The following is a 25,339-nucleotide window of genomic DNA, read 5'->3' as shown; positions in this document are numbered from 1 at the left end:
GCACCGACCGAACGCCTCATCGTGCAGTTCAATCTATTTGAACTGCGGTGCGTTAGCCCCCAACTTCACGATGGAAAATCAGACATGGAACAAACCCTGATTCGAATGATGGACGCCAAAAGCGATCCACTAACGAGCCTAAAAGAACTCATTGACGCTCTGCGCCCGGGCAAGGCCATTGATGGTGTGACGGCAGTCAATAATGCACGCGCCTTGTGTTATTTGCTGGAGCAACATCCTGAATATCGGGTGGCGCTGCGTAAGCAGTTGTTTACGCTACTGGGCAGCACGCGCCAAGTTCAGCTGTATACCGATACCGGTATTTTATCCAATGAAAGCGTCTTTACTGCGATTGTGCGCCGCGTGGGTTCCAAGCTATTACCGCCGCCGGTTAAGCCCGAATACCTTAAAGATTTATTCGGGGTATTGTTCCCCAATACCAATGATTATGTATGGCTCAACGAGATACCCAAAGAAGTTTGGTTTGAAGTCGGCGCTGCAGCGCATTTAGAAGAATTGAGTTTAGCCGAGATTCCAACGCATATTCGCTTGCAGCAGCTCGAAGCGATTCAAGTTTTGTCGTGCCGGCTGTCGGCGATTGGTTTAGAGCCAGAAATCGTTTTGCACCATCCCGATGTCGAGCGCTTTGAATCGCCGTTTGTGCGTTTGAATGCTGAAGTTTTAAGCTATATCGAGCGCTATCGCGAAGACCTCACTGCGCGCCGCCCACCGGATGAAGATCATTCGCATATTTTGGTTTTGCTGCAGCAATGCGAGCAGATCATCGCCAAAGTGTGGAAAATGGCTGCCAAAAATGGCGCGTCCGTGAGCCTGACCTACCATTTGCTGCGGCTCAAGCAGCATATTGATCGGCTCAAAGTGCTGTTTGATTTGGTTGATTCGATGACGCCAGAAAAACACGGCCCCGCCTTACTCGGCTTGTTTCTGGAGCTGGTGAAAGCCGAAAACCGCAAATACAGCGTTCGCGATGTATTGCAAGAAAACACCGAATTACTCGCACTGCAAATCACCGAGCACGCCAGCCATACTGGCGAGCATTACATCAGTGAAAACCGCAGCGAATGGCTGCAAATGTTTCGCTCTGCGGCTGGTGCCGGGGTGATTGTTGGCTTTATGGCTTTGATTAAAATTTTGTCAGCCAAAGCGCATTTACCGCCTTTACTTGAAGCCTTTGCTTTTAGCATGAATTACGCGCTGGGCTTTATGCTGATTCATATCCTGCATTTTACCGTCGCCACCAAGCAGCCGGCGATGACCGCAGCTCGGATTGCGGCGGCCTTGCCAACGATAGAAAACAAAAAAAATGAAGCGTATACCGAGCTGATCGAGCTGATGATCAAGGTGATTCGCACGCAATTTATTGCCATCGTCGGTAACGTTTTACTCGCCATTCCTGTGGCGCTGGGGATTGCTTGGCTGTGGTGGTATGAGTTTGGCAAGCATGTGGTCGATACCACCAAGGCCGACAAAATGCTGCAAGAGCTGATGCCGATTGCGGGAATGGGGATTTTTTATGCGGCGATTGCCGGTTGTTGCTTATTTTTGGCCGGTTTGATTTCAGGCTATTACGACAATAAATCGCTGTATAACCAAATCCCGCAGCGAATTGCCGCGATGCCGCTACTGAATAAAATCTTGGGTGAATACCGTAGCCGCCACTTAGGCCAATATATTGAGCACAATTTGGGCGCGCTGGCCGGTAATTTTTATTTCGGGATTATGTTGGGCAGTATGGCCACGCTGGGCTTTCTACTCGGGCTGCCGCTCGATATACGTCACATTACCTTCTCTGCGGCCAACCTCGCGTATGCGGTATCGGCGTATAACTTTACCTTGGCTTGGCCGATTGTGGCTTGGGGCGCGGTCGGTGTTGCCGCCATTGGCGTGACCAATTTATTTGTCAGCTTTACCTTGGCGCTCTGGGTGGCGATGCGCTCACGTAAACGCCGCATGAGCGAGCTCAAACCCTTATGGGGCAAATTTTGGCGTCGGGCGATGAGCCGACCCATTGATTTGTTTATCGCGCCCAAATCCGCCAGCGAAACCACAAAAACAGTCAACGACGTGGCAAAAACAGCCAGCACCGAGGAGAAGCCAAAATGAGCGTCGATCTGGATATCGTGGCCGCCTTAACTGGCCCGGGCTATTTGGTTTTGCCCGACTTTTTAGACGCCAGCCATTTAGCGCAGTTAAATGAATTATTTAGCAGCCGAGAAGACGATTTTGTTGCCGCTGGCGTGGGCCGCGCTGCAGCTCAACAAGTGCGCCAAGACATTCGCGGCGATGCGGTACTTTGGGTTGAAAACGATGATCCGGCGATGGTGCAAGCCAATCAAAGAATGCGCGATTTACAGCAAACCCTCAATCGCGAACTGTATTTGGGGCTCGATGAATTGGAATGGCACTTTGCCCGCTACCCAGCGGGCAGTTTTTACCAGCGCCATCTTGACCAGCATCGGCATCAAGACAGTCGCGTGGTCACTGTGGTGCAATACCTCAACCAAAACTGGCACGAAGACGATGGCGGTCAATTGCGGATTTATTTAGACGATGAGCAAACCCTTGATGTCACGCCGTATGGTGGCACTTTGGTGGTGTTTTTATCCAATCGATTTGAACACGAGGTATTGCCCGCCAGACGAGAGCGGCGCTCGCTCACCGGCTGGTACCGCCGCCGCCCGTGAACCACACCACAGTCAAAACCAACCATGCCGAGTAAAATCGGTATGGTTTTTTTACGCAATCGCGCGTTGAAATCCCTCAGCGCAGCCCAAGGAGCATTGGATGAATACGCATTGGATTAAAATAGGCTTGCTCAGCGCCGCCTTACTCACGGGCTGCGCCAGCAATGATGCAGCCAACATCTATACGCAAAATGAAACCCTGCAAGTGGCGCGAGCGCGCAGCGGTCAAATCGAGCAAATTCGCGATGTTGAAGTCAAACCGGGCAAGCAATTGGGCATCGGAGGTGTGGCTGGCGGTGTGGTCGGTGGCGTATTGGCGGGCAATCACATCGGCCAAGGCACGGGCAGTGTGATTAGCAGCGTGTTTGGCGCTTTATTAGGTGGTTTTGTCGGCAATCAGCTCGAAGACAATGTACGCAGCAAAATGGCCAAAGAAATCACCGTGCGCATGCACGACAATGGCGAGCGACTGGTGATTGTGCAAGACGCCGACCCAGCGCTGCGCGTGGGGCAAAAGGTGGATGTGATTGCCAACGCCAACAACGCCCGAGTAGTGCCTGCCCAGCCCTAGGATCTGTTGAAATTTGATTTTCGGTCACAAACCAAACGTCAACAGCCCCTAGCAAGGGGGACGTCCGATGCGCAATGCCAAATCGGACGTCGTTAACGGCCAATTAATAGCCTAAACGCTGACACACCGTCGACACCGCGCCTGCGGCGTTGAGGGTGTAAAAATGCAAGCCCGGTGCCCCGCCCGCCAATAGGCGGTCCGATAACTCGGTCACAAAGTCCAAACCAAACGCGCGAATCGACGCGGTATCATCTGAGTAAGCCTGCAAACGCAGGCGCAACCAGCGCGGAATCTCCGCCCCACACATGTCCGAAAAGCGCTGTAATTGGCTGTAATTTTGAATCGGCATAATCCCCGGCACAATCGGGATATTCACGCCACGCGCTTGCACTTCATCCACAAAGCGAAAATACGCGTCAGCATTAAAGAAATACTGCGTAATCGCCGAATCAGCCCCAGCATTGACTTTATTAATAAAATTACGCACATCTGCTTCGGCATTGGGCGATTGTGGATGAAACTCGGGGTAAGCGGCGACTTCAATATGAAACCAATCACCAAATTCACTACGCAAAAAACTCACCAATTCATTGGCATAACGAAACTCGCCAAATTCCCCCATACCCGATGGAATATCGCCGCGCAAAGCGACGATATGTTTAATGCCATGATTTTTGTATTGCTGAACCACTTCACGAATATTGTCTTTAGTCGAGCCAATGCAAGATAAATGCGGCGCGGCGGCGTGGCCGGCGGCTTGAATATCGACCACGGCACGCAGCGTGCCTGCTTGCGTGGTGCCGCCAGCGCCAAAGGTTACCGAGAAAAATTCAGGATTAAATTGCGCTAATTGCCGGCGAGTCGTGGCCAATTTAGCCGCACCTTCGTCGGTCTTCGGCGGGAAGAATTCAAAACTAATCGGGCGCAAAGGATTCGTCATGGCAAAGCTGCTTTTTTACAATCGCAAAGGATGAATCTTACCACTGAGTTATCAACTTGATCATGAAGGGCATTCATAGTCAGATTAATCTTTTTATCATTGACTATAAAGCCGCAACACTATTCAGCCAGACGTTTATATACGTAAGAAAAGCGCTTAATATTCCTGTGGACTTGAGCATTCGACTCAGGCTTGGTGATTCAATACCAATACACAAACAGGAAGAGACGATCATGATACGAAATAAAATTCGCTTAGCCAGTCTGCTCGGCGCATTGCTATTTGCCGCCTCAGTTCAGGCCGCAACATGGCAAGAAGGTACAACGTATTCAGCCAATACCGTCGTCGATTACAACGGAAAAATCTATAGCGCTTTGGTGAGCCACACCGCCTATGTCGGTGCCGGCTGGAATCCAGCCGCAACACCAACACTATGGAAAGAAGTCGGCAACAGCGTTAACCCCGCCCCATCGGCAGGACCGACGACAAGCCCAAGCGCCAATCCAACGACGAGCCCAACAGCCACACCCACCACCAGCCCAGTCGCAAGCAATGCCCCAACCCCACCGCCGAGCAACGGTGTTGCCGCTTGGGATGCGAGCAAGGTGTATAACGGTGGCGCACGCGTTAGCGTCGGCACGGTCATTTATGAAGCCAAATGGTGGACCCAAGGCAATGTACCAGGGAGCGACCAATGGGGCCCGTGGAAATTAATTTCAGGTACACCAACAGCATCCCCGACAATCACAACCAGTCCAACGCCAACAACAACAGCCAGCACAACACCATCGGCGACCCCGACTGTTACTCCAACGATGACCCCCACAGCAACGGCAACGGCAACGCCAACCGCAACACCAACCGCAACACCAACCGCAACACCAACCGCAACACCAACCGCAACGCCAACCACCACACCAACCACCACACCAACGGTGACACCAACAACAAGCCCTAATCCGGGATTGTTGCCTAAGCATGTCGTCGTCGGTTATTGGCACAATTTTGACAACGGCTCAGGTGTGATTCGTCTAAAAGACGTGCCAGCCGAATACAACATCATCAATGTTTCTTTTGCGGAAGGGGATCAAAGTGCCGCCAAAGGCACGGCGGCATTTGTACTCGATAAGCTGTTTAACGAAGCGGATTTCATTGCCGACATTAAAGCCAAACAAGCCGCGGGCGTGAAAGTACAAATTTCACTCGGCGGCGCCAACGGCGTGATCGTGCTCGATAGCGCGGCAGCACGCGATCAGTTCATCAAAACCATGGGGGACATCATTGCGAAATACGGCTTTGACGGGATCGACTTGGATATGGAAAACAATCTGTCGATCACTGCCAGCGACGACTTTAAGAATCCAGTAACACCACAAATCGTGAACATCATTGCAGGGACCAAAGCACTAAAAGCACGCTTTGGTGACAAATTCATGGTAACGATGGCACCAGAGGTGAATTACGTCCAAGGTGGTCTAGGCTACTACGGCGGTACGTGGGGCGGCTACTTGCCAATCATCTACGGACTACGCAATGAATTAACGATGCTGCACGTTCAGCATTACAACACCGGCAGTATCGGTGCAACGGACGGGCGTCAATATTCGCAAGGCACAATGGATTTCCAAGTGGCGATGACCGATATGTTGCTCACCGGCTTTAATCTGGGTGGCGATGTGACTAAACCATTCCCAGCCTTGCGTGCGGATCAAGTGGGTTTTGGTTTACCCGCCACCACCAGTGCAGCCGGTGGCGGCTACTTATCGGTTGCCGAGACACAAAAAGCCCTCGATTGCTTGATGAAACTGCAAAACTGCGGCACTTACAAGCCGTTAAAAGCGCAGCCCGATTTACGCGGCATAATGACTTGGTCAATTAATTGGGATAGTAAGCAAGCCTACCAATTTGCCAAGAGCCATAGCAGCTATTTTAATAAATAAATCGCCACAATAAACTAAATCGGCCTCATCATGAGGCCGATTTTTTTATACAAAAATAAGATAACTCGCATAACAATCGCTTGAACCATCGGCATTTTATTGTTAATTAATGATTGGCCGAGCAAGTCATATCATTAATGTCTTCATCCAATGGATCAGCATATTCTTCGGCGATCGCGGCAAACTGTGTGGCAACAATTTGAAATGCATCGACTAAATCAGGATCAAAATGTTTACCGCGTCCTTCAATCATAATATTCATCGCCATTTCATGAGAAAACGGTGGTTTATACACCCGACGACTGCGCAAAGCATCATACACATCGGCAATGGCCATTAATCGAGCGCTCACGGGAATTTCATCGCCTTTGGCACCAAGTGGATAACCTGATCCATCCCATTTTTCTTGATGGCCATAGGCAATTTCACGCGCATAGCGTAAAAATAAGCTCTCGCCACCCAGCATTCTTTCTACTTCCAAAATAATATTTCGCCCATATGCGGGGTGATTTTTCATAATAATAAATTCTTCTGGTGTTAATCGCGCTGGTTTATGCAAAATCGCATCCGGTATCCCTACTTTGCCAATATCATGCAAAGGCGCAGATTTCACCATCCATTCAATACTGGTGCTATCAAGCTCATCAATAAAACGTGGATAATTCATTACGGTATTGGCTAATAACCGGACATACTCTTGCGTACGTTTTAAATGTAAACCAGTTTCTTCATCCCGCAATTCAGCCATCACCCCCATCGCCATAATAATGGCATCTTGCATTTTATAAAGTTCTTGAGTTCGCTGAGCCACCCGATCTTCTAATAATAAATTATGCTCTCGGATTGAATTTTTTAAATCTTGCATCAACAAAATATTTCTAACCCGAATTAAAACAATCGCAGGACTTAACGGCTTATGTAAATAGTCGGCAGCACCTACATTAAAACCATTGATCTCATCAATTTCTTGAGTTTTAGCCGTTAAAAAAATAACTGGAATATCAGCTGTTATTGTATTTTTTTTTAAATTTCGGCAAACCTCAAATCCATCCATACCCGGCATCATCACATCGAGTAAAATCAGATCTGGCAAGGGTAAACGCTCAGCCAAACGCAATGCTTGTTCACCATTATTGGCGATTCTCACTTTGTATTGATCTTTCAAAATCGCATTCAGTACAGTTAAATTATTCGGAGTATCATCAACTAATAAAATAGTTCGTCGATCAGGGAGCAGCACTTCACTCATGACAAACCCCTTGCCAACTGAATTTCTTTTAACCACCTTGTAGCCGCCAAGAAATCAAAATCATTCGCAATTGCACAGCCCAGTCGATCCAATAAACTGACGTCAACTATTGGTTCCAAATCATCACGTAATTTATAATAAATCTCGACCGCCTCACCATCACAGTCCTCTAACAATTCAAAAAGTTGCTTTATCAATAATTCAGTCTCAGATGAATTTGATAATGAATTTATCTGATTCAGCACCGGCGATTGATATGCAGCAGAAATGGCATCCAGCATTGCATCCAATGCACCATAAAATATGGCTGAATTTTTGGCGATTGATTGAGGATCTTGTTTTAAATTGGCTTCCAAAGCGATGGCCGCCTCAGTAAGTTGATGCATACCTAAAGTAGCCGCTACGCCCTTCATGGAGTGAATAAAAATACCCGCAGCGGTTAAGTCTTCTTTAAGTAGTTTAGCTAGAGTGGCACTGCCATTTTTATATTCATACAAAAATTGTTTAAATAGCTGAGTGTAGAGTTTTTTATCGCCCATAAATCGCTGCAAAACCTCTTGCGTATTTATCCCTGTAAATTGAGCGAGTTGATCTTCATTAAAATATTGCTCACTTATTTCAATGTCATTCAATATAATATTTTGTGTTGCGGCCCATTTAATCACGGTGGCAAACAAAACATCCGGGCGTATGGGTTTGGTAATGTAATCATTCATACCATTCTCGAGGCAGCGCTGCCTTTCGTCCGACATTGCGTGCGCCGTCATGGCAATAATGGGTAAATCAACAAAACGTGGATCACTGCGAATTAATTGTGTTGTTTGGTGTCCATCAAGCACCGGCATTTGTAAATCCATAAAAATAAAATCACACGGTAATGGATCAATGGATAACCAGCCTAAAGCTTCACCACCATGTTGAGCCAGCAGTACACTCGCCCCGGCGCCAGTGAGTAATTCCTGCGCCACTTGTTGATTGAGAGGATTATCTTCAACCAATAAAATACGCACACCTTTAAGATTTTTTCGGTGACTCATTGGATGATCAATTTCAATATCAACAGCAGTGCACTCTAGCCAAACGGTAAAATGAAAAGTACTGCCAATATTAACTTGGCTTTCAACCCACAGCTCGCCTTCCATCATTTCAACCAAACTTTTACAAATGGATAAACCAAGCCCTGTACCACCAAATTTGCGAGTGGTTGAGCTATCTGCTTGGGAAAAGGGTCTAAATAAACTATTCATTTGCATCGGAGTCAAGCCAATACCGCTATCTCGCACCGAAATGTGCAAACGAATTTTTTTTTCTTGTTGTGCGACAACTTCAACCGATAACTTTATTATTCCTTCTTGGGTAAATTTAATCGCATTACTCACTAGATTATTCAGGATTTGCCCTAGTCTGAGGGGATCGCCTAATAATGTTGCGGGGCAATTGGCTGCTAGCGTAATTTCTAATTCAAGTTTTTTTTCTTCCGCTTTAATTTCATGCAGCGATCGAACTTGGGTTAAAACTTGATCAAACCGAAATGGAATAAACTCCATTCTTAATCGGTCAGCCTCAATTTTAGAAAAATCCAGAATATCATTTAAAATATGCAGTAGTGATTCTGCGGCATAACTAATTTTACTAAGATAATCCCGTTGTTTATTATTTAACTCTGTCTGTAATGTTAAATGCGTCATCCCAATAATGGCATTCATGGGTGTACGAATCTCATGACTCATATTGGCTAAAAAATCACTTTTTAAACGATTGGCTTGATCTGCCGTTTCTTTGGCATTAATTAATTCGGTTTCTACCGCTTTTCTTAATTCAATATTGTCATAGACGGCAACAAAATGCGTAACTGCTGCGCTTTGATCACGAATCGGAGAAATCGAGACCGACATCCAAACTAAAGTGCCATCTTTACAGATATTACGTAAATCTTTATGCCACTCTTGGCCTTGTAAGACTTGCTGCAAAATTTTATTGTGCGCGACCGGATTGGGCACGCCGCCACCGAGCACCTCAACTGGGCTTCGGCCAAGTACTTCTGCGGAGCTAAAACCAAATGTTTGCTCAAACTTTGGATTAGCGTATTCAATACAGCCTTGTAAATTAGTAATTAAAACTGGATTGGGACTCGCTTCGATGGCGGCCGATAATTGCCGCACTTGCAGCGCTGCCTGTTTTTGCTCGGTGATATCAAATAAAATGCCATCAACATATTGCACTTTACCCAACGCATCGCGCAGCACTTGTCCGCGCTCATACACCCAATGCAAAACGCCTTGTGCATCATGAATCCGATATTCAACGCTATAGCGCTCACCACCAGCAGCGGCCGAAGCTGTCGCCCGATCTAGCAGCACCATATCATCGGCCAGTATCAGACTGTGATAACTGATCTGCGGTGATGATGATAAAAATAAATCGAGGGTATAGCCCGATAGCACTTCAATTTCTTTGTCGATATACTGCATACCCCAAGGGGGTTCAATTTCGCGGCGAAATACCACCCCCGGAATATTATTCACCAACGTCAAAAATTGCGCCGCTTGTGCCTGCAAGGCCAGCTCGGCCTGTTGGCGTGCATCGACTAACTGCCCCATCAAAATCGATAATTGCTCTAAGTCTGTGCTTACATTACTGGCAACAGGCAAACCTAAACTCTCTTGTAGCTGGCGGGCGGTGTGCCATAAAGCGTCAATCGCTCTTTGCCTGGTTGCACTCTCAAGGCGCAATGCATCATTGCTGCGCGTTAATTCATCCGAGCTAATTTGCAAACTGCGTGAACTCAATGCCAAATCGCGTTCGGATTGCTGATAGGCTTCATCAATTGCAGCCAATAATCGCCGCAAATTTTTCCCCAAAACATGGTTTGATGATTCAGGATGTTGAGCGGCCTCGGTTTCGATGGCACACAACTGAGCCTCGCACATTGCTTCATCAATCCACGCCAAATGGCGCTTTAACTGACGAGCGAGCAATCGATTCATCGTTGCGACTCACTGAGTATCGTGATGGTCATGGTTTGGTTGTGTAATTTGCATTCGGTTGAGCTCACAAATGGGCTAATTTCACCGTAAGAATAAAACCCTGCCAATGTCACATGCTGGCCAAACACATCGGCAACCGCTTCAATCTCTTCATCAATTCGACTGCCCATCACCAATTTGCGCCCCACACAGCTGACCAATAAGCCCAAGCTTTGATTGGCTGGCGTCACCATCGCTTGCGCGGCCTGCGCAGCGGCCTCTGCGCCCTCAATCAGCGCGTCATTACTGGCGTGCATCAGCCGCAAGTAGCCATCAGCAATAATATCGCCCGCCAAAATCAAGCTGCCATCGGCTTCATTCACGCCCAAAATGGTGCGCACGACGCCCATGGCTTGATGGTCTTGCCCGAGCATTTCAAAAGGAAACAACAAACCCGATGCAGGCAGTTGCGCGGCATATTCGCCTAAATAACGTTTGTAAACGTCCAGCGCAGGCTCAGCATCGAGCTCAAATAACACATTACCCACGCTACGCGTCACGCGCCGAGCAGGGCCAAATGGCTGCCAGCCGCCGAATGAGCCATGACCGATGTGTATCTCTGGCGGAATCGCCATGGCAACGATGCGATGACTGCTAATGCCTTCGTTGCTGAGCACCAAGGTTTGGCTAAATGCCGTGCCATCTCCAGCTAAACCGCCCATCACGGGTACTTTGGTCTGCAAGCTGGCCACCAAGCCTTGTAGTAAGGCACTGCCATTGATGTCTACCCCTTGGCCCAACACAATCACCCCGCCCAATGGCTGCTCATTGAGTGCGCTGGCCAATCGCTGGCCTGCCGCCTCGCTATCGGCCATGCCTGCCAATTCAGTTTCCACGCAGTAAGGTACACCCGCCTGCCAATGCACCGCAGTGATCACAGCGCAATCATCGTCAACGCCATCATTGGCAATTTCACCCGCAGTTGAGCAGCCCAATAAGGCGGCGACAGGGAAACACTGCCGCAAGCGCTGAAACCATTGTGGATCGGCGAGTAATGTACGGCTGGCAAACACCAGTAAAAAATGCGGCTCAAGCTGACTCAATATTGAAAATCTACTTTCAAATTCATTGAAATTACTGACTTTAATCTGAGCCACCTTCATGATATTGCCTCGCAACAAAGTTATTTCAGCTTAGCAAAGGCATTTCTTTTCGCCCAAAAAAAAGCACGCTCAAGTCAGCGTGCTATTGGGGTAGTAAATTTAATACTTAATTTTTTCTGACGAAAAACATCAGACCACCTAAATAAATTTCAGCGTCATTCTCGTTAGCGAGCCCATCAAGCAGAACTTAGCGAGCTGCCGATTTTAACTTGAAATCCCCAGCGCAATAGCTGTCAAACGGCACGCCATTAAGCGCCAGTGGCTGCGGCCAACAGCGCAGGCTTGGCTTGGGCAATCGCGGTAATTCGCGCTGCCTGTACTGCGCTGGCAATGTCTTTGGGTTGACTGCATTGCGCGGCAATCGCGCCGGCATCCACCGCCGCCACCACGTCGCGCAGCTGCAACAAAAAGACCTGCTGTGGATATTCGCAATCTTCAAACTGCCAACGCCCGCGCGCATCGGCCAAACACGCATCAAGCAATTGCTTAAATCGCTCGGGCCGGCGTAATGCATCGCAGCGCATAAATAAAGCGCAGAGCGTTTCGGGGCGTAATTGCTCGGCGGTATGTACTAGGGTATGTTCACGGCAGACTAAAACCGCCAATTCTTTACATTCAGTTGGCACTCGCAAGCGCTGGCACAGCGCCTCCACCAGCGGCACGCCGCGTGCTTCATGGCCGATATGGCGTGGCAAGACATCGGCCGGCGTGATGGCCTTGCCTAAGTCGTGGCACAGCGCGGCAAAGCGCGTGGCCAGTGGCCAGCCTTGCGCCGCGCAATAGTCCAGCACCAGCATGACATGCAGGCCGGTATCGACTTCTGGATGGTAATCGGCGCGCTGCGGCACGCCCCATAGCGCGTCGATCTCTGGCGCAATTTTGGCCAAAGCGCCGCATTCACGCAAAATGGCAAACATTAAGCTGGGCTGCGCTTCCATTAAGCCTTTGGCCATTTCTTGCCAAACGCGCTCAGCGACCAAATGATCGACCTCGCCATCGCCAACCATTTGCCGCATTAAAGCCATGGTTTCATCAGCCACCCGAAAGCCAAATCGCGCCGCAAATCGAGCTAGTCGTAAAATTCGCACCGGGTCTTCGGCAAAAGCGGGCGAAACATGGCGTAATACTTTGGCGGCTAAATCGGCTTGACCATAGTAAGGATCGATTAAGTTGCCGTGCTCGTCCTCGGCAATGGCATTGATGGTTAAATCACGGCGCAGCAAGTCTTCTTCTAAAGTCACATCGGGGCTAGCCTGCACTTCAAAGCCGGTATAGCCATGGCCGCTTTTACGTTCAAGGCGTGCCAGCGCATACTCTTGATGTGTGTTAGGGTGCAAAAAAACTGGGAAGTCTTTTCCTACCGCTTGATAGCCCAAATCGAGCATCGCTTGTGGCGTACTACCCACCACCACCCAATCAATGTCTTTGACTGGCAAACCCAATAAACGATCACGAACAGCGCCGCCAACACGATATATCTGCATTACTTCTTTCCTTAGGCAAAAAAGTGCTTTTCACTGCGCCCATAATACCGTCTACAATCTGCCGATTGCCGTTTAATTTTAGCTGGAGCTGCTATGAAGATCGCGAACAATGTCACCGAACTGATCGGCCACACCCCATTGGTTAAACTCAACCGCATTACCGAAGGCTGCTTAGCCACCTTGGTCACCAAGTTGGAATACATGAATCCATCGCACTCGGTTAAAGATCGAATTGCCGTGAGCATGATCGATGCCGCCGAAAAAGCGGGCTTAATCCAAGCTGATACGGTGATTGTTGAACCGACCTCGGGCAATACTGGGATTGGTTTGGCGATGGTGTGCGCTGCGCGCGGTTATAAATTGGTATTAACCATGCCAGAAACCATGTCAAAAGAGCGCCGCGCCTTATTGCGTGGTTATGGTGCTGAATTGATTTTAACCCCGGGACCGGATGGCATGGGCGGCGCGATTGCCAAAGCCAAAGCGCTCACCGAAGAAAACGCCAATTACTTAATGCCACAGCAATTTGAAAACCCGGCTAATCCAGAAATTCATCGCCAAACCACGGCGATTGAATTATGGGAAGACACCGATGGGCAAATTGATATTTTGGTTGCTGGCGTCGGCACCGGTGGCACGATTACCGGCATTGCCGAAGTGCTTAAAGCCAAAAAACCGTCGTTTCAAGCGATTGCGATTGAGCCCGAAGCCAGCCCAGTGTTGTCTGGCGGCGCCAAAGGCCCACATCCGATTCAAGGCATTGGCGCAGGGTTTATTCCTAAAGTGCTCAATACCGAGATTTACGACGAAGTGATTGGCGTCAGTAATGACGATGCCTTTGCCACCGCTCGCTTAATGGCAACGCAAGAAGGTATTTTGTGCGGCATTTCAGCCGGTGCGGCGGTCTGGGCGGCGTTACAAGTAGCCAAACGGCCAGAAAACGCCGGCAAGCTGATTGCGATTATTATTCCGTCGTTTGGCGAGCGTTATTTGTCGACCAAATTGTTTGAAGGTCTGGCTGACTAAACCCAGTCAAGTCACCAACAACATGGCCCGCCCAGCGTGATGTACGTTCAGTGATGAACATGGCGCTGGGCAGATTGAGTGTGATGGCGTGCCGTAGGTACTTACAACCATCGGCAGCAAGTCATCACTAGACCATCAACGTATTTACTTCAAACCTGCGAATATAAAAGCCTAGCCAGTTATACCCCTAAAAACCAAACACTTTCTCCTCTTCATCTTGCCAATTACTAATATCACGAAACACCAAAACAGCACCCAAAGTGCCCTGCGCATCGTCGCGAATTCGCGCGGCGCTTTCTTCAATAGAAAAATGCAGCCCAAGCTTATTGAGTAAAATACAGCGCCGAGCGCCGTAGCATTGCGCTGAATTTTGTAAAGCCAGCGCGGCTAAACCCGCTAGCGGCAAGCGGGTTTTGGCATCAATCGTTTGGTAAACCGCGTTGAGATATTGCCCTTGCGCCATTTCGGGCTCCCAGCCCAGTAAAGCCGATGCCACAGGGTTGAGATAATAAATTCGTCCGTTTAAGTCGGTGGTGACTATCGCATCGGACATCGACGCCAAAGTCGCTTGGGCACGCTGCTGCTCCGATAATAAGGCCGCTTGCGCCAAACGAATCGCAGTCACATTGCGGCCCACGCCTCGGTAACCAATGAACTCACCATTGAGATCAAAAACCGGTCGGCCTGAAACGCTGAGAAATAATTTTTGCTGATTAAATTCAGCTTGATACTCAAAATCACGATACGCTTGTTGCGCAATAATCATCGCTCGATGCGCCGCCCATTGCGCCGCCGACAATCCACCTTGACCCAACTCCCAACGACATTTGCCAATAAACAGCGCCGGATTAAGATCTAAATCAGTAAAAAAACCACCCGAAACCGCAGTAAAGCACCCTTCCCGATCTTGTTCCCAAAACCAGTCGTTGGCAATCTCCACCAGCATACTCAAGCGCTCAACTTGCTCACGCAGAGATTTAATCGTCGCCGAACTGGCGCTAATATCGCGCGCCTGCATCACTGTCCCCATCCATTGCAAGCGGTCATCGCGCAAGGGTTTGAGCATCAACTCGTACTGCCGCATTTGTGCATCGCGATCAATATGGCTGACCATGCGTTGCAGCGGCATACTTAATCGGCCTAATTCAGCCGCATCAAATACCGGATCAAAACCGCCCAGTAAACGACGATCATGCTCAGCCAAACGCAGCTCGGCAACGGCATTGGCATAGGTAATTTGACCGCGTGCATCGCGCAAGATCAAAGGGTCACTCACCGCCTCCAGTAAAGCCCGTATTTGTTGCGCCTGAGTTAAACCCAAACTGGGCTTATCCACGTCATCCCCCAGCGCTGGCGACTGCAAACGATGACGACGCTGTAATAAACTGGCCAGCAACAAACTGAAAACCAAGCCCAAAATCGCACACCATGCCATGAACTGGATTTGCAACAAACTCAGTGCACTGGTAATGGCTTGAAATTCAAATCGCCATTGTCGGCCCAAGACATTCATCGACGCTGTCGCCATCGGTGCGCCAGCATCTGATTCAAATTGCGGCGAGGTATAGCGTATTTTGCTGGTAGTTTCTGATCGATTTACCGCATCGATAGCACCCAGATCAACGACACGAAACGCCAAGCCGGCCGAGTCGGCCAATCGATTGAGTTCGGCAAAAAAAGGCTGGGTTTGCAGCAACACCATCGCGCTACCCAAATAATGACTCGACCTTAATGCTGGCGTTGGCCGGTTCAATACAGTGCGATAAATCGGCAAATAAAACACCAGCGATTCAGTGCGCACCAAGCTGGCGGTAAAACCATCACTCATCCACGGCTGGCCGCTCACTTTGGCTTGCTCTAAAGCGCGCTTTAGCGCCGCATCGTGCGCCAAATTAAATCCCAACCATTGTGATGTGGTGCTATTGAGTGGGCTGAGCATTTCAACAATCTGTAAAGGCTGATGGTCTTGCGAGCTGGCAACGTCAAATGCCGAATAAAACCGCGCAGCAAAGCGGGTACCGTTGCGGTTTTGCTCAATATATTGGCGCAAAAAATCCGCCGGAACGGAACGCACAAAGCCCATTGCCAACACGCCAGCGTTGATTTGGCGGGCTTGACTTTGTAATTGCAATTGACTGAACAACTCGGGAGACAACTGATTTTGCGCGATAAAAGCCGCTTGAATGAGGTGTAAATCAGACTGTGCGAGTAATAACTGCGTCTGAAATTGATGCAATAACTGATCTTGGCTTTGCTGCCAGCGCCAACGCGCCGAATCAATGGCCTGCCAATAATACAAGCTGATGCTCACTGTCGTGAGCAACACACCGAGCAAGAGCGTCGCAATAAAAACAGTGTATTTTTTTAGCTCAAACATAACACTCTATTGATTAGGGATGATGCTTTGCACTCAACACAAGGCAATACATCACTATAAAGTGAGAACGTTACAAAAGAACAGTGTCATCAAAAAATGGCAGGTGTCGTGCAACACCTGCCATAAAAATAACAATAGTTGTCAGATTAAAATCAATTTTCCGCGTCGGTACCCAAAAATAACTGATACGCCAAATTATGCGTCTCCAGCCAATACGGATAAGCCAAACGCGTTAGGAAGGCATTAAATTGCGCATCCTCATTGGGCGGCACCTGAATCCCAACTAAAACTCGACCATAATCTGCGCCATGATTGCGATAATGAAATAAAGAAATATTCCAGTTGTCGCTCATGCCATTGAGAAAATTCAACAAAGCGCCAGGGCGCTCAGGAAATTCAAAGCGAATTAAACGCTCATTGACCGCTTGCGGCGCATGCCCACCGACTAAATGGCGAATATGCAATTTAGCCAACTCATTGTCGGTTAAATCCACCGCGGCCAATTCATGACTCGCCAGCGTGGCAATTAAATCGACCACTTCTGAGCGATGCTGAATCGACAAGCCAACAAATACATGCGCTTCGCTTGCTTTGGCGTAGCGGTAATTAAATTCAGTCACATTGCGCGCGCCAATCAAGCTACAGAAGGTGCGAAAACTACCCGGTTTTTCCGGCACCGTCACCACCATAATCGCTTCGCGCTGCTCACCCATTTCGGCTTGTTCGGCCACATAGCGCAAGCGATCAAAATTCATATTGGCGCCAGAAGCAATCGCCACAAAAGTTTGATCTTGTACGCCTTCGCGCGCGGCCCAGGCCTTCATGCCGGCAATGGCCAATGCGCCAGCGGGCTCTAAAATCGAGCGATTATCTTCAAACACATCTTTAATCGCCGCGCACATCGCATCGGTATCGACCAAGATCACGTCATCAACAAATTCTTGGGCTAAGCGAAAGGTTTCTTCGCCCACTTGCTTCACGGCCACACCGTCAGCAAAAATCCCTACTTGCGGCAAAGTAATCCGCTCGCCCAATTTAAGCGATAAATACATCGCATTGGCATCGGTAGGCTCAACGCCAATCACTTTGACTTCGGGGCGTAAACGCTTGATATACGCCGCCATCCCCGCCAGCAAGCCACCGCCACCGACCGGAATAAACACCGCATCAATCGGATCAGGATGTTGGCGTAAGATTTCCATTGCCACCGTACCCTGCCCCGCAATCACATCGGGATCATCATAAGGATGCACAAAGGTCGCGCCCGATTGCGCCACCAACTTCATCGCGTGTTCATAGCAATCGGAATAAGAATCACCAATCAACACCACCTCAGCGCCACGGCGGGTGACCGCATCGACCTTGATGCGCGGCGCGGTGGCTGGCATCACAATCGTGGCGCGGCATTTTAAATATTGCGCGGCCATCGCCACGCCTTGCGCATGATTGCCCGCCGAAGCCGCAATCACACCACGCTCTAAATCAGCGCGAGATAACTGCACCATTTTGTTATACGCGCCGCGAATTTTAAACGAGAACACCGGCTGCATATCTTCACGTTTGAAATACACCGTATTGCCAATACGACGCGATAAATTCGGTGCATGCTCAAGTGGCGATTCAATCGCAACATCGTACACACGGGCAGAGAGCGTTCGTTCGAGGTAGTCTTTATTCATTGGCGCAAACCTTGGTTTAACCCAGTCCATGGCTCGGTACGCTGTGTCACCCCCCATCCCGCAGCACGACGAGCAAAAATCAAGCGGAGAACATATTGATGACACGACCCAAGTCATGGATTGAGAACGGCGAAAAAATAGGCGATTGATTATTTCAATCGCCTATTCTAACCGCAAATTCACAGCTTACACAGTTAGTCTGCGTAATCTCGATACGACATTCTGATTTCTTCAATTTTAGGTAAACAACGGAAAAACGCCGCCACCACCTCAGGATCAAAATGTGTTCCTGATCCGGCCTGTATTTCTTCTAATACCCGCTCTCGCGACCAAGGCGGTTTGTAGCAACGAGAATGCGCCAGCGCATCATACACATCGGCCAAAGCAATAATTCGCCCCGCAATATGAATTTGCTCGCCGACCAATTGCTGCGGATAACCGGTGCCATTCCACTTTTCATGATGCTGATGGGCAATCACCGCCGCCATTTTTAAAATACGTGGCTTAGATGCTTTAAGCATTTCATAACCAAGTTGAGCATGGGTATTCATCACCGCGCGTTCTTCGGCATCTAAAACCCCCGGTTTATTGAGTACCAAATCCGGAATCCCAACTTTGCCAATATCGTGTAAAGGACTGGCGATACGAATAATCTCAGCTTCTTCTTCACTCATGCCCAGCTCAATGGCCAGCGCATAAGAAAACTCAGCCATGCGGTGAATATGCTTGCCGGTGTCTTTTGAGCGATTTTCGATCACTTCTGACAACTGATAAATAATACTGCGCTGCGTTTCCTCGATCTCTTTATTGAGCATCAAATTTTCGTAGGCAATCGCGACATTCTTACAAAACATATCGATCAAATTCGCGTCAGGGTGCGACAACGCCACCGGACCATCAATAATCAATAGATTCACCGAGCCATACGGCGCTTGAAAAAATCCAATAAAGTGATCCGGGGCAAAAATACTGCGCCGCTCTGCCAAAGCTTCGTCAATAGAGGGTTTTAAGCGGCTTAACTCGGCATCGGCCAAGGTTTGCCCACAAAAAGCCTGATAGCCGCCGGTGGCGTACATAATAGTTAGATCGTCGCTTTGCGATAGCGCCGCCATGCCGCCAGTCACCACTACATACAAAGCATCTTGTTCAAAAAACAATAATGACTGCAATTGCTCGAGCACGCCTTGCGCGAATTTAATCACCGATTGTTGTTTAAAAATCGTTGTCGATGCATCGACGACTTTAATTAAGCCACGGCGATTGGCGTCTAATTGTCGGCGTTGATGCTCAATCAACATAATGTCGTTGTAAGAACGCAACGTACCCAGCACCGCGGTATACAATTTATCGCGGGTGAGCTCGGTTTTGGCTTTGTAATCATTGATGTCGTAGTTTTCAATCACATGTCGTTCTGGCGCAACACCGGGCTGGCCGGTGCGTAAAATAATCCGAATATGATGGTTGTGCAGTTTTTCACGAATATCTCTGGCGACATTCAAACCGGCGTCTTCTGACTCCATCACCACATCCAATAAAACCAAGGCGATATCGTCTCGCGTGTTGAGCATATCTAATGCTTCTGCACCCGAATAACACGACAATAAATTGAGCGGTCGATTTAAAAAATCAATATTGGATAAGGCCAATTTGGTTACATGGTGAATATCAGGTTCATCATCTACCACCAGTACATTCCACGGCTCTACCTCCGCATGCAGCGATAAATCAGTATCTTCTTCGAGCCAATTTTCATCATCAATCATCATGCGCCCCTGTTAAACCCCGTCGTGCGATCGCCTCTTACAACACACGCAAAAATTTTATATTTTAAAACCATTGTGAAATAAGGATATAAGCGAGCAAGCGTCATTTCCACGCAAGCTATACAAAGTAGATTAGTCAAAATTCAGGGAAATGCACTAGGTATCACACCGGTCATCACATCAGCGTCTCCTCCAAGTCACACTCAGACCTTTAAAAATCGCCAAATGCCCTGATGTGATTTACAACCGTATGCTTAAGGACTGTGCAATGACTCAAATGACCCCACAAGAAATTGTCCACGAACTGGACAAACACATCGTCGGCCAAGCCGCAGCCAAAAAAGCCGTTGCCATTGCGCTGCGTAATCGCTGGCGTCGTCAGCAAGTGGCCGAGCCGCTACGCAGTGAAATCACGCCCAAAAACATCTTAATGATTGGCCCGACTGGCGTCGGCAAAACCGAAATCGCCCGCCGTCTGGCCAAATTATCTGATGCGCCGTTTATTAAAGTCGAAGCGACTAAATTCACCGAAGTGGGCTATGTCGGTAAAGATGTCGACAGCATCATCCGTGATTTAATGGAAATCGCCATTAAGCAAGTTCGCGATCAAGCCATCAGCAAAAATCGCATCAAGGCCGAAGACGCCGCAGAAAACCGCGTACTGGATGTGCTATTACCGCCCGCAACGCAAGCCTATGGCGAAGTCAATGCCAATGATGGCATGAGCGAAACCCGGCAAAAATTCAGAAAAATGCTGCGTGAAGGCAAATTTGACGACAAAGAAATCGAAATCCAAGTCGCCGCCACCGCCCCGACAATGGAAGTCTTTGCGCCACCGGGAATGGAAGACTTTTCTAGCCAGATTCAAAACATGTTTAAAGGCGCAATGAGTGAAAAAACCAAGGCGCAAAAACTCAAAGTGCCTGACGCGCTCAAAGCATTGATCGACGAAGAAGCCGCCAAACTGGTCAATGATGAAGACACCAAAACCGAAGCGCTGCGCGCGGTTGAGCAAAATGGGATTGTGTTTATCGACGAAATCGACAAAGTCACCACCCGCTCCGAAGGACAAGGCGGCGAAGTCTCTCGCCAAGGTGTACAGCGAGATTTGCTGCCGCTAGTGGAAGGAACCACCGTGACCACCAAATACGGGATGGTCAAAACCGATCATATTTTGTTTATCGCCTCTGGCGCGTTTCATTTGGCCAAACCCTCGGACTTGATTCCAGAATTACAAGGCCGCTTCCCGATTCGCGTTGAGCTAAGCTCGCTCACGGTGGATGATTTTGCCACTATTCTGACCGGCACTGATGCCTGCCTCGCCAAGCAATACCAAGCTTTACTAGCGACTGAAGACGTTGAGCTGGTATACACCGAAGACGGCATTCGCAAACTGGCGCAAATGGCGTGGCAAGTGAATGAAAGCACCGAAAACATCGGCGCGCGCCGCTTGTATACCGTGATGGAACGTTTACTGGCCGATATTTCGTTTGACGCCAAGCGCGGCACGGTGACCATTGATGCGGAATTTGTGAGCAATAAACTCGCCAGCGTCGCCAGCAACGACGACCTTGCCCGCTTTATGCTCTAAATTACCGGCAAACGGCTTGAATTTAAAACTTCAACTATCAAGGTATTGCCTTCTAGCTATTATTTTTAAATGACTAGAAGGAAATACCCAACCATAAAGCAATGATAATTTGCCAACCGTAGGGTGGAATAAACGCAGTGCATTCCATCATAAGCTTCGCGACCAGGTGGAATGCGCGGTGCTTATTCCACCCTACAATGGCATTATTTTTTATATTGGCTGAAAGCTAATCCCCTCAAAAACTCATCGCAATACTCATCCCAGAGCCCGATACATTCGGGCCGAACATATAGCGCATCAAAAAGCGGGTTCGGGTGACCAACACCGAGTGGGCGCTGCTGTCGACTTCAAAGCCCAAGCCTACGGTAGATAAATAATCAAACCCCAATACCCCAGCTTGATCGCCGTAGTAATGCGAATGCGATGCTTCCAAGACATAACGTAGCGGACGGCTTAAAAAAGTCATGCCGGTTGGCGCGCGATAGCGCGTCCATAGATTGGCGGTTTGCGAGGTGGCACTGCCCGATACAGCGGCATCGGTTTTGAATGTTTTCAGATGCACTTGCGATAAACGCAGCTCTAAATCCACTTCGTATTCGGGCTTGACCAGCTCGTAATCGAGCATCAAAGCGCCGCCTAAGCCGTACACATTCATGCTGCCTTTATCAAAAAAATTAAACTCTTTACCCGTTTTATAATTAATCCACCAATTAGCGATTTTTAAATCACTGGCCACCGTACCCAGCGAAAAATTAAAAATCGGCCGCAACACCCAGTTTTCTGCCAGTGGAAAATCCCAGCCGATCCCGCCCGTGCCGCTCAATGAAGTCCACTTTAAAGGGATAACGCGTTCTTCTTCACCATTAGTGGCGACAAAAGTCGGGTCAAAACGGCTACCCGCGATTGCGCCCTCCAAATACAACGGCACTTCTTTACTCAAGGTGGCGCCGCCGCCCAATTGCGTCATCATTAATTTTTTATTTTCACTTTCTGTGCCTTTAATCGACAAACTGCTGGCAGCTAAATCCAAAATCACCGAATACGACATCAAAGACAACACCGCATTCGCGCTGCGCTGCACATTGCTATTGGGCAATAAATGCAGCTCTTTTTTATCTTTGGCCGACACCGCAGGCAGCCAACTAAAACCGAGCAAAACAACCAACAGTAATTTTTTCATAAACAGATCGTTCGTAGATATTGCAAAGAGATTTTCAGCATAGCATCAACGCTTGCCAGCCCAGTAAAGCCGTGCCAAGGCGCGGCATTAACACGACAAATAGCCCATTTTGGCAACACGGCAGACAAAAAAACCAAACATTGACCGCCATCAAAAACAGCTCATTATGTGCAGCAAGCAAAACAAAAACACCATATATTGTGTTTGCTTCGAGATAAAGCACGCCAAAACACAATAAACTGCAGGCCAAAAGCAAAAAGCCTGTCAGCCAATAATCTCAATACCTGTACCACTGATTACGCATCAAGGAAAAAACAGCAATGCTCAAAGTGATTAAACGCGACGGCACCCAAGCCGCCTACGACAGCGCCAAAATTTTTGAAGCCTGCCGCCGCGCTGCCACTGCGGCAAAATACCCGCAGCCAGACCAATTGGCCGAACAGATTACGGCGCGGGTCGAAGCGCAATGCCGCACTTTGAGCCAGCACAATGCCCCGAGCTGTTTATTAGATATTCCAACGATTCAGCAATGGGTCGAAGACGCCTTGATGCACGATTACCCCGAAGTGGCGCGGATTTATATCCAATATCGCTACGACAGAGATCGCACGCGCGCGCAAGGCTCTGAGCTACACGCCAAACTGATGGGCTTAGTGAATAAAACCGACAGCGAAGCCACCACTGAAAACGCCAATAAAGACGCCAATGTGTTTCCGGTGATGCGCGACTTGATGGCCGGCATTGTCTCGAAACAATTTGCCAGCACCTTTTTGCCCAAAGATATTTTAGAAGCGCACCACCAAGGCGATATCCATTTTCATGATTTGGATTACTCACCGTTTTTGCCGCTGACCAATTGCTGCCTCGTCGATTTAGAAGGCATGCTCAACAACGGTTTTCGCCTTGGCAATGCCAAAATTGAAAGCCCTAAATCCGTCGGCGTCGCTTGCGCGGTCACCGCCCAAATTATCGCCCAAGTAGCCAGCCATCAATATGGCGGCACCACCATTCCCAATTTGGACCAAGTGCTGGCGCCGTATGTACTGAAAAGTCACGCCAAAAATTTAGCCATTGCCCATGAATACGGCATTAACGATCCAGAACGCTACGCCACCGAGCGCACCGAAAAAGAAGCCTACGACGGCATTCAAGCGTGTGAATACGAAATCAACACGCTATTTAGCTCTAACGGTCAGCAGCCCTTTGTGACGTTCTCATTCGGCATGGGGACTAGCTGGGCCGAGCGGATTATTCAGCAGTCAATTTTGCGGGTGCGAATTAAAGGCCTAGGCAAAGAAGGCACCACGCCGGTATTCCCTAAATTGGTGTTTTTTATCGACGAAGGCATCAACCTCAAGCCCACCGATCCCAATTACGACATCAAACAATTGGCGCTCGAATGCACCTCAAAACGCATGTATCCGGACATTATCTCGGCCAAGCTCAATCGCCAAATTACTGGCTCTAGCGTGCCCGTATCGCCTATGGGTTGCCGCAGCTTTTTGCCCGCTTGGCGCGATGAACAAGGCCAAGAAATCCTTAACGGCCGCAATAATCTAGGGGTAGTCAGCCTGAACTTGCCGCGCATTGCGATTGAAGCGCAAGGCAATATCGAGCAATTTAATCAGTTATTACAGCAGCGCCTGCAAGTGTGCTTACGCGCACTCAATATTCGCATCCAACGCCTGCAAGGCGTCAAAGCCAATGTGGCCCCGATTTTGTATACCGAAGGCGCGTTTGGGATTCGACTCCAGCCGCAAGACGACATCATGACGCTATTTAAAGATGGCCGCGCATCGATCTCTTTGGGTTATATCGGTCTGCACGAAGTTGGCGTATTACTGTTTGGTCAACACCCTGCCGACAGCAGCGCCGCGCAAGCCTTTTTGCACAATGTGGTCAAAACCATGGGGGACGCCACGCAGCGCTGGAAAGACGAAACTGGCTTGGGCTTTTCGCTGTACTCCACGCCCAGCGAATCGCTGTGCTACCGCTTTTGTAAACTCGATCAAGAACGCTTTGGCGACATCAGCGACGTGACCGACAAAGGCTATTACACCAATTCCTTCCATCTGGACGTGTATCGCAAAGTCAATCCATTTGAAAAAATCGACTTTGAAACCGGCTATGCCGAGCTCGCGACCGGCGGCCACATTACGTATGTTGAGCTGCCCAATATGAAGCACAATCTATTGGCGCTCGAACGCATTTGGGATTACGCCATCGAACGGGTGCCGTATTTTGGCAGTAATACGCCGGTTGACGCCTGCGGCGTTTGCGGCTTTATGGGCGAAACCCTCGCCACCGCCAACGGTTTTGTTTGCCCCGACTGCGGCAACCACGACAGCGCCACGCTATCGGTCACCCGCCGAGTCTGCGGCTACCTCGGCAGCCCCAACGCCCGGCCGTTTAACAACGGCAAACAAAAAGAAGTCATGCGCCGAGTTAAACACCACGCGCAGGCGGTTGAGTGATTGGGGAGTTGGGAGTTGGGAGTTGGGAGTTGGGAAAAGTGTAGGTGCGAATAGCGCAGCGTATTCGCACGCATGAAGCGGCGGCTACAATGTAATATGCGGCGCTGGCGCGGCAATGCCTGCGATGATGCGACGCCCATCGCAGCTAACCGAAAAAAAACAGGCTTTGTTCAGGTGGGCTGTTGAAACGTTAAATCACAAGCGCTGGAGTGAATCGACTGCAGCCCCTTC

16 protein-coding genes are annotated in these 25,339 nt (G+C 49.0%); 7 read left to right on the top strand and 9 right to left on the bottom strand.

All coding sequences use genetic code 11. The features are described 5' to 3' along the window. The first annotated feature begins 84 nt into the window (after positions 1–84). The 3 genes from LG219_RS03985 to LG219_RS03975 all read left to right on the top strand — a co-directional run bounded on the left by LG219_RS03985 (position 85) and on the right by LG219_RS03975 (position 3,276). The gene (locus LG219_RS03985; protein WP_226763249.1) at positions 85–2,124 is read left to right on the top strand and encodes a site-specific recombinase; all 2,040 of its coding nucleotides are present in this window, start codon (positions 85–87) and stop codon (positions 2,122–2,124) included. Then, positions 2,121–2,705: a 2OG-Fe(II) oxygenase gene (locus LG219_RS03980; RefSeq protein WP_226763248.1), complete on the top strand. Its 585-nt coding sequence runs from the start codon at positions 2,121–2,123 to the stop codon at positions 2,703–2,705. Before LG219_RS03985 ends, LG219_RS03980 begins: the two co-directional genes overlap by 4 nt. Positions 2,706–2,805: 100 nt before the next feature. Next, positions 2,806–3,276: an outer membrane lipoprotein gene (locus LG219_RS03975; protein WP_226763247.1), complete on the top strand. Its 471-nt coding sequence runs from the start codon at positions 2,806–2,808 to the stop codon at positions 3,274–3,276. Positions 3,277–3,379: 103 nt separating this feature from the next. Here LG219_RS03975 and metF read toward each other — a convergent pair whose 3' ends face one another. Continuing rightward, positions 3,380–4,216: a methylenetetrahydrofolate reductase [NAD(P)H] gene (metF, locus tag LG219_RS03970; protein ID WP_226763246.1), complete on the bottom strand. Its 837-nt coding sequence runs from the start codon at positions 4,214–4,216 to the stop codon at positions 3,380–3,382. Positions 4,217–4,449: 233 nt separating this feature from the next. Here metF and LG219_RS03960 point away from each other — a divergent pair, with 233 nt between their 5' ends. Then, on the top strand, positions 4,450–6,156 hold the full coding sequence (locus LG219_RS03960; protein WP_284691519.1) for a chitinase: 1,707 nt from the start codon (positions 4,450–4,452) through the stop codon (positions 6,154–6,156). A gap of 106 nt (positions 6,157–6,262) precedes the next feature. Here the strand turns inward: LG219_RS03960 and LG219_RS03955 are convergent, their stop codons facing one another. The 4 genes from LG219_RS03955 to LG219_RS03940 form a co-directional block, all read right to left on the bottom strand. Next, a complete protein-coding gene (locus LG219_RS03955; RefSeq protein ID WP_226763245.1) occupies positions 6,263–7,405 on the bottom strand; it encodes an HD-GYP domain-containing protein in 1,143 nt (380 codons plus the stop codon). Further along, entirely contained in the window at positions 7,402–10,392 is a 2,991-nt protein-coding gene (locus LG219_RS03950; protein WP_226763244.1) for a hybrid sensor histidine kinase/response regulator, read from the bottom strand. Before LG219_RS03950 ends, LG219_RS03955 begins: the two co-directional genes overlap by 4 nt. Next, positions 10,389–11,534 carry an FIST signal transduction protein gene (locus tag LG219_RS03945; protein WP_226763243.1) on the bottom strand — a complete coding sequence of 382 codons (1,146 nt, stop codon included), beginning with the start codon at positions 11,532–11,534 and terminating at the stop codon, positions 10,389–10,391. Before LG219_RS03945 ends, LG219_RS03950 begins: the two co-directional genes overlap by 4 nt. Positions 11,535–11,782: 248 nt before the next feature. Continuing rightward, on the bottom strand, positions 11,783–13,018 hold the full coding sequence (locus tag LG219_RS03940) for a multifunctional CCA addition/repair protein (protein WP_226763242.1): 1,236 nt from the start codon (positions 13,016–13,018) through the stop codon (positions 11,783–11,785). Between the two features lie 93 nt (positions 13,019–13,111). On the opposite strand from LG219_RS03940, the gene cysK reads away from it, so the two are divergent. Then, positions 13,112–14,044, top strand: coding sequence for a cysteine synthase A (gene cysK, locus LG219_RS03935; protein ID WP_226763241.1), 933 nt, complete (start codon positions 13,112–13,114; stop codon positions 14,042–14,044). A gap of 187 nt (positions 14,045–14,231) precedes the next feature. On the opposite strand, the gene LG219_RS03930 is transcribed toward cysK, so the two are convergent. The 3 genes from LG219_RS03930 to LG219_RS03920 form a co-directional block, all read right to left on the bottom strand. After that, positions 14,232–16,421 carry a PAS domain S-box protein gene (locus LG219_RS03930; protein ID WP_226763240.1) on the bottom strand — a complete coding sequence of 730 codons (2,190 nt, stop codon included), beginning with the start codon at positions 16,419–16,421 and terminating at the stop codon, positions 14,232–14,234. Between the two features lie 152 nt (positions 16,422–16,573). Further along, on the bottom strand, positions 16,574–18,100 hold the full coding sequence (ilvA, locus tag LG219_RS03925) for a threonine ammonia-lyase, biosynthetic (RefSeq protein ID WP_226763239.1): 1,527 nt from the start codon (positions 18,098–18,100) through the stop codon (positions 16,574–16,576). A 194-nt stretch (positions 18,101–18,294) separates the two neighbouring features. Then, positions 18,295–19,866, bottom strand: a complete 1,572-nt coding sequence (locus LG219_RS03920) for a response regulator (protein WP_226763238.1) — start codon at positions 19,864–19,866, stop codon at positions 18,295–18,297. Positions 19,867–20,131: 265 nt separating this feature from the next. Between LG219_RS03920 and hslU the strand changes: the two genes are divergently transcribed. After that, on the top strand, positions 20,132–21,454 hold the full coding sequence (hslU, locus tag LG219_RS03915) for an ATP-dependent protease ATPase subunit HslU (protein WP_226763237.1): 1,323 nt from the start codon (positions 20,132–20,134) through the stop codon (positions 21,452–21,454). A gap of 235 nt (positions 21,455–21,689) precedes the next feature. On the opposite strand, the gene LG219_RS03910 is transcribed toward hslU, so the two are convergent. After that, on the bottom strand, positions 21,690–22,634 hold the full coding sequence (locus LG219_RS03910; RefSeq protein WP_226763236.1) for a hypothetical protein: 945 nt from the start codon (positions 22,632–22,634) through the stop codon (positions 21,690–21,692). 320 nt (positions 22,635–22,954) lie between these two features. Between LG219_RS03910 and nrdD the strand changes: the two genes are divergently transcribed. Next, entirely contained in the window at positions 22,955–25,108 is a 2,154-nt protein-coding gene (nrdD, locus tag LG219_RS03905) for an anaerobic ribonucleoside-triphosphate reductase (RefSeq protein WP_226763235.1), read from the top strand. Positions 25,109–25,339: the final 231 nt, after the last annotated feature.

Origin of the sequence: Deefgea salmonis, from assembly GCF_020531905.1 — a bacterium.
GTDB classification, from domain to species: domain Bacteria; phylum Pseudomonadota; class Gammaproteobacteria; order Burkholderiales; family Chitinibacteraceae; genus Deefgea; species Deefgea salmonis.
This window is presented reverse-complemented; position numbering and strand designations above follow the sequence as displayed.

Bases quoted from the DNA above. Each gene is read 5' to 3' on its own strand.
- LG219_RS03985 (WP_226763249.1), top strand. From the start codon at position 85: ATGGAACAAACCCTGATTCGAATGATGGACGCCAAAAGCGATCCACTA.
- LG219_RS03980 (WP_226763248.1), top strand. From the start codon at position 2,121: ATGAGCGTCGATCTGGATATCGTGGCCGCCTTAACTGGCCCGGGCTAT.
- LG219_RS03975 (WP_226763247.1), top strand. From the start codon at position 2,806: ATGAATACGCATTGGATTAAAATAGGCTTGCTCAGCGCCGCCTTACTC.
- metF (WP_226763246.1), bottom strand. From the start codon at position 4,216: ATGACGAATCCTTTGCGCCCGATTAGTTTTGAATTCTTCCCGCCGAAG.
- LG219_RS03960 (WP_284691519.1), top strand. From the start codon at position 4,450: ATGATACGAAATAAAATTCGCTTAGCCAGTCTGCTCGGCGCATTGCTA.
- LG219_RS03955 (WP_226763245.1), bottom strand. From the start codon at position 7,405: ATGAGTGAAGTGCTGCTCCCTGATCGACGAACTATTTTATTAGTTGAT.
- LG219_RS03950 (WP_226763244.1), bottom strand. From the start codon at position 10,392: ATGAATCGATTGCTCGCTCGTCAGTTAAAGCGCCATTTGGCGTGGATT.
- LG219_RS03945 (WP_226763243.1), bottom strand. From the start codon at position 11,534: ATGAAGGTGGCTCAGATTAAAGTCAGTAATTTCAATGAATTTGAAAGT.
- LG219_RS03940 (WP_226763242.1), bottom strand. From the start codon at position 13,018: ATGCAGATATATCGTGTTGGCGGCGCTGTTCGTGATCGTTTATTGGGT.
- cysK (WP_226763241.1), top strand. From the start codon at position 13,112: ATGAAGATCGCGAACAATGTCACCGAACTGATCGGCCACACCCCATTG.
- LG219_RS03930 (WP_226763240.1), bottom strand. From the start codon at position 16,421: ATGTTTGAGCTAAAAAAATACACTGTTTTTATTGCGACGCTCTTGCTC.
- ilvA (WP_226763239.1), bottom strand. From the start codon at position 18,100: ATGAATAAAGACTACCTCGAACGAACGCTCTCTGCCCGTGTGTACGAT.
- LG219_RS03920 (WP_226763238.1), bottom strand. From the start codon at position 19,866: ATGATGATTGATGATGAAAATTGGCTCGAAGAAGATACTGATTTATCG.
- hslU (WP_226763237.1), top strand. From the start codon at position 20,132: ATGACTCAAATGACCCCACAAGAAATTGTCCACGAACTGGACAAACAC.
- LG219_RS03910 (WP_226763236.1), bottom strand. From the start codon at position 22,634: ATGAAAAAATTACTGTTGGTTGTTTTGCTCGGTTTTAGTTGGCTGCCT.
- nrdD (WP_226763235.1), top strand. From the start codon at position 22,955: ATGCTCAAAGTGATTAAACGCGACGGCACCCAAGCCGCCTACGACAGC.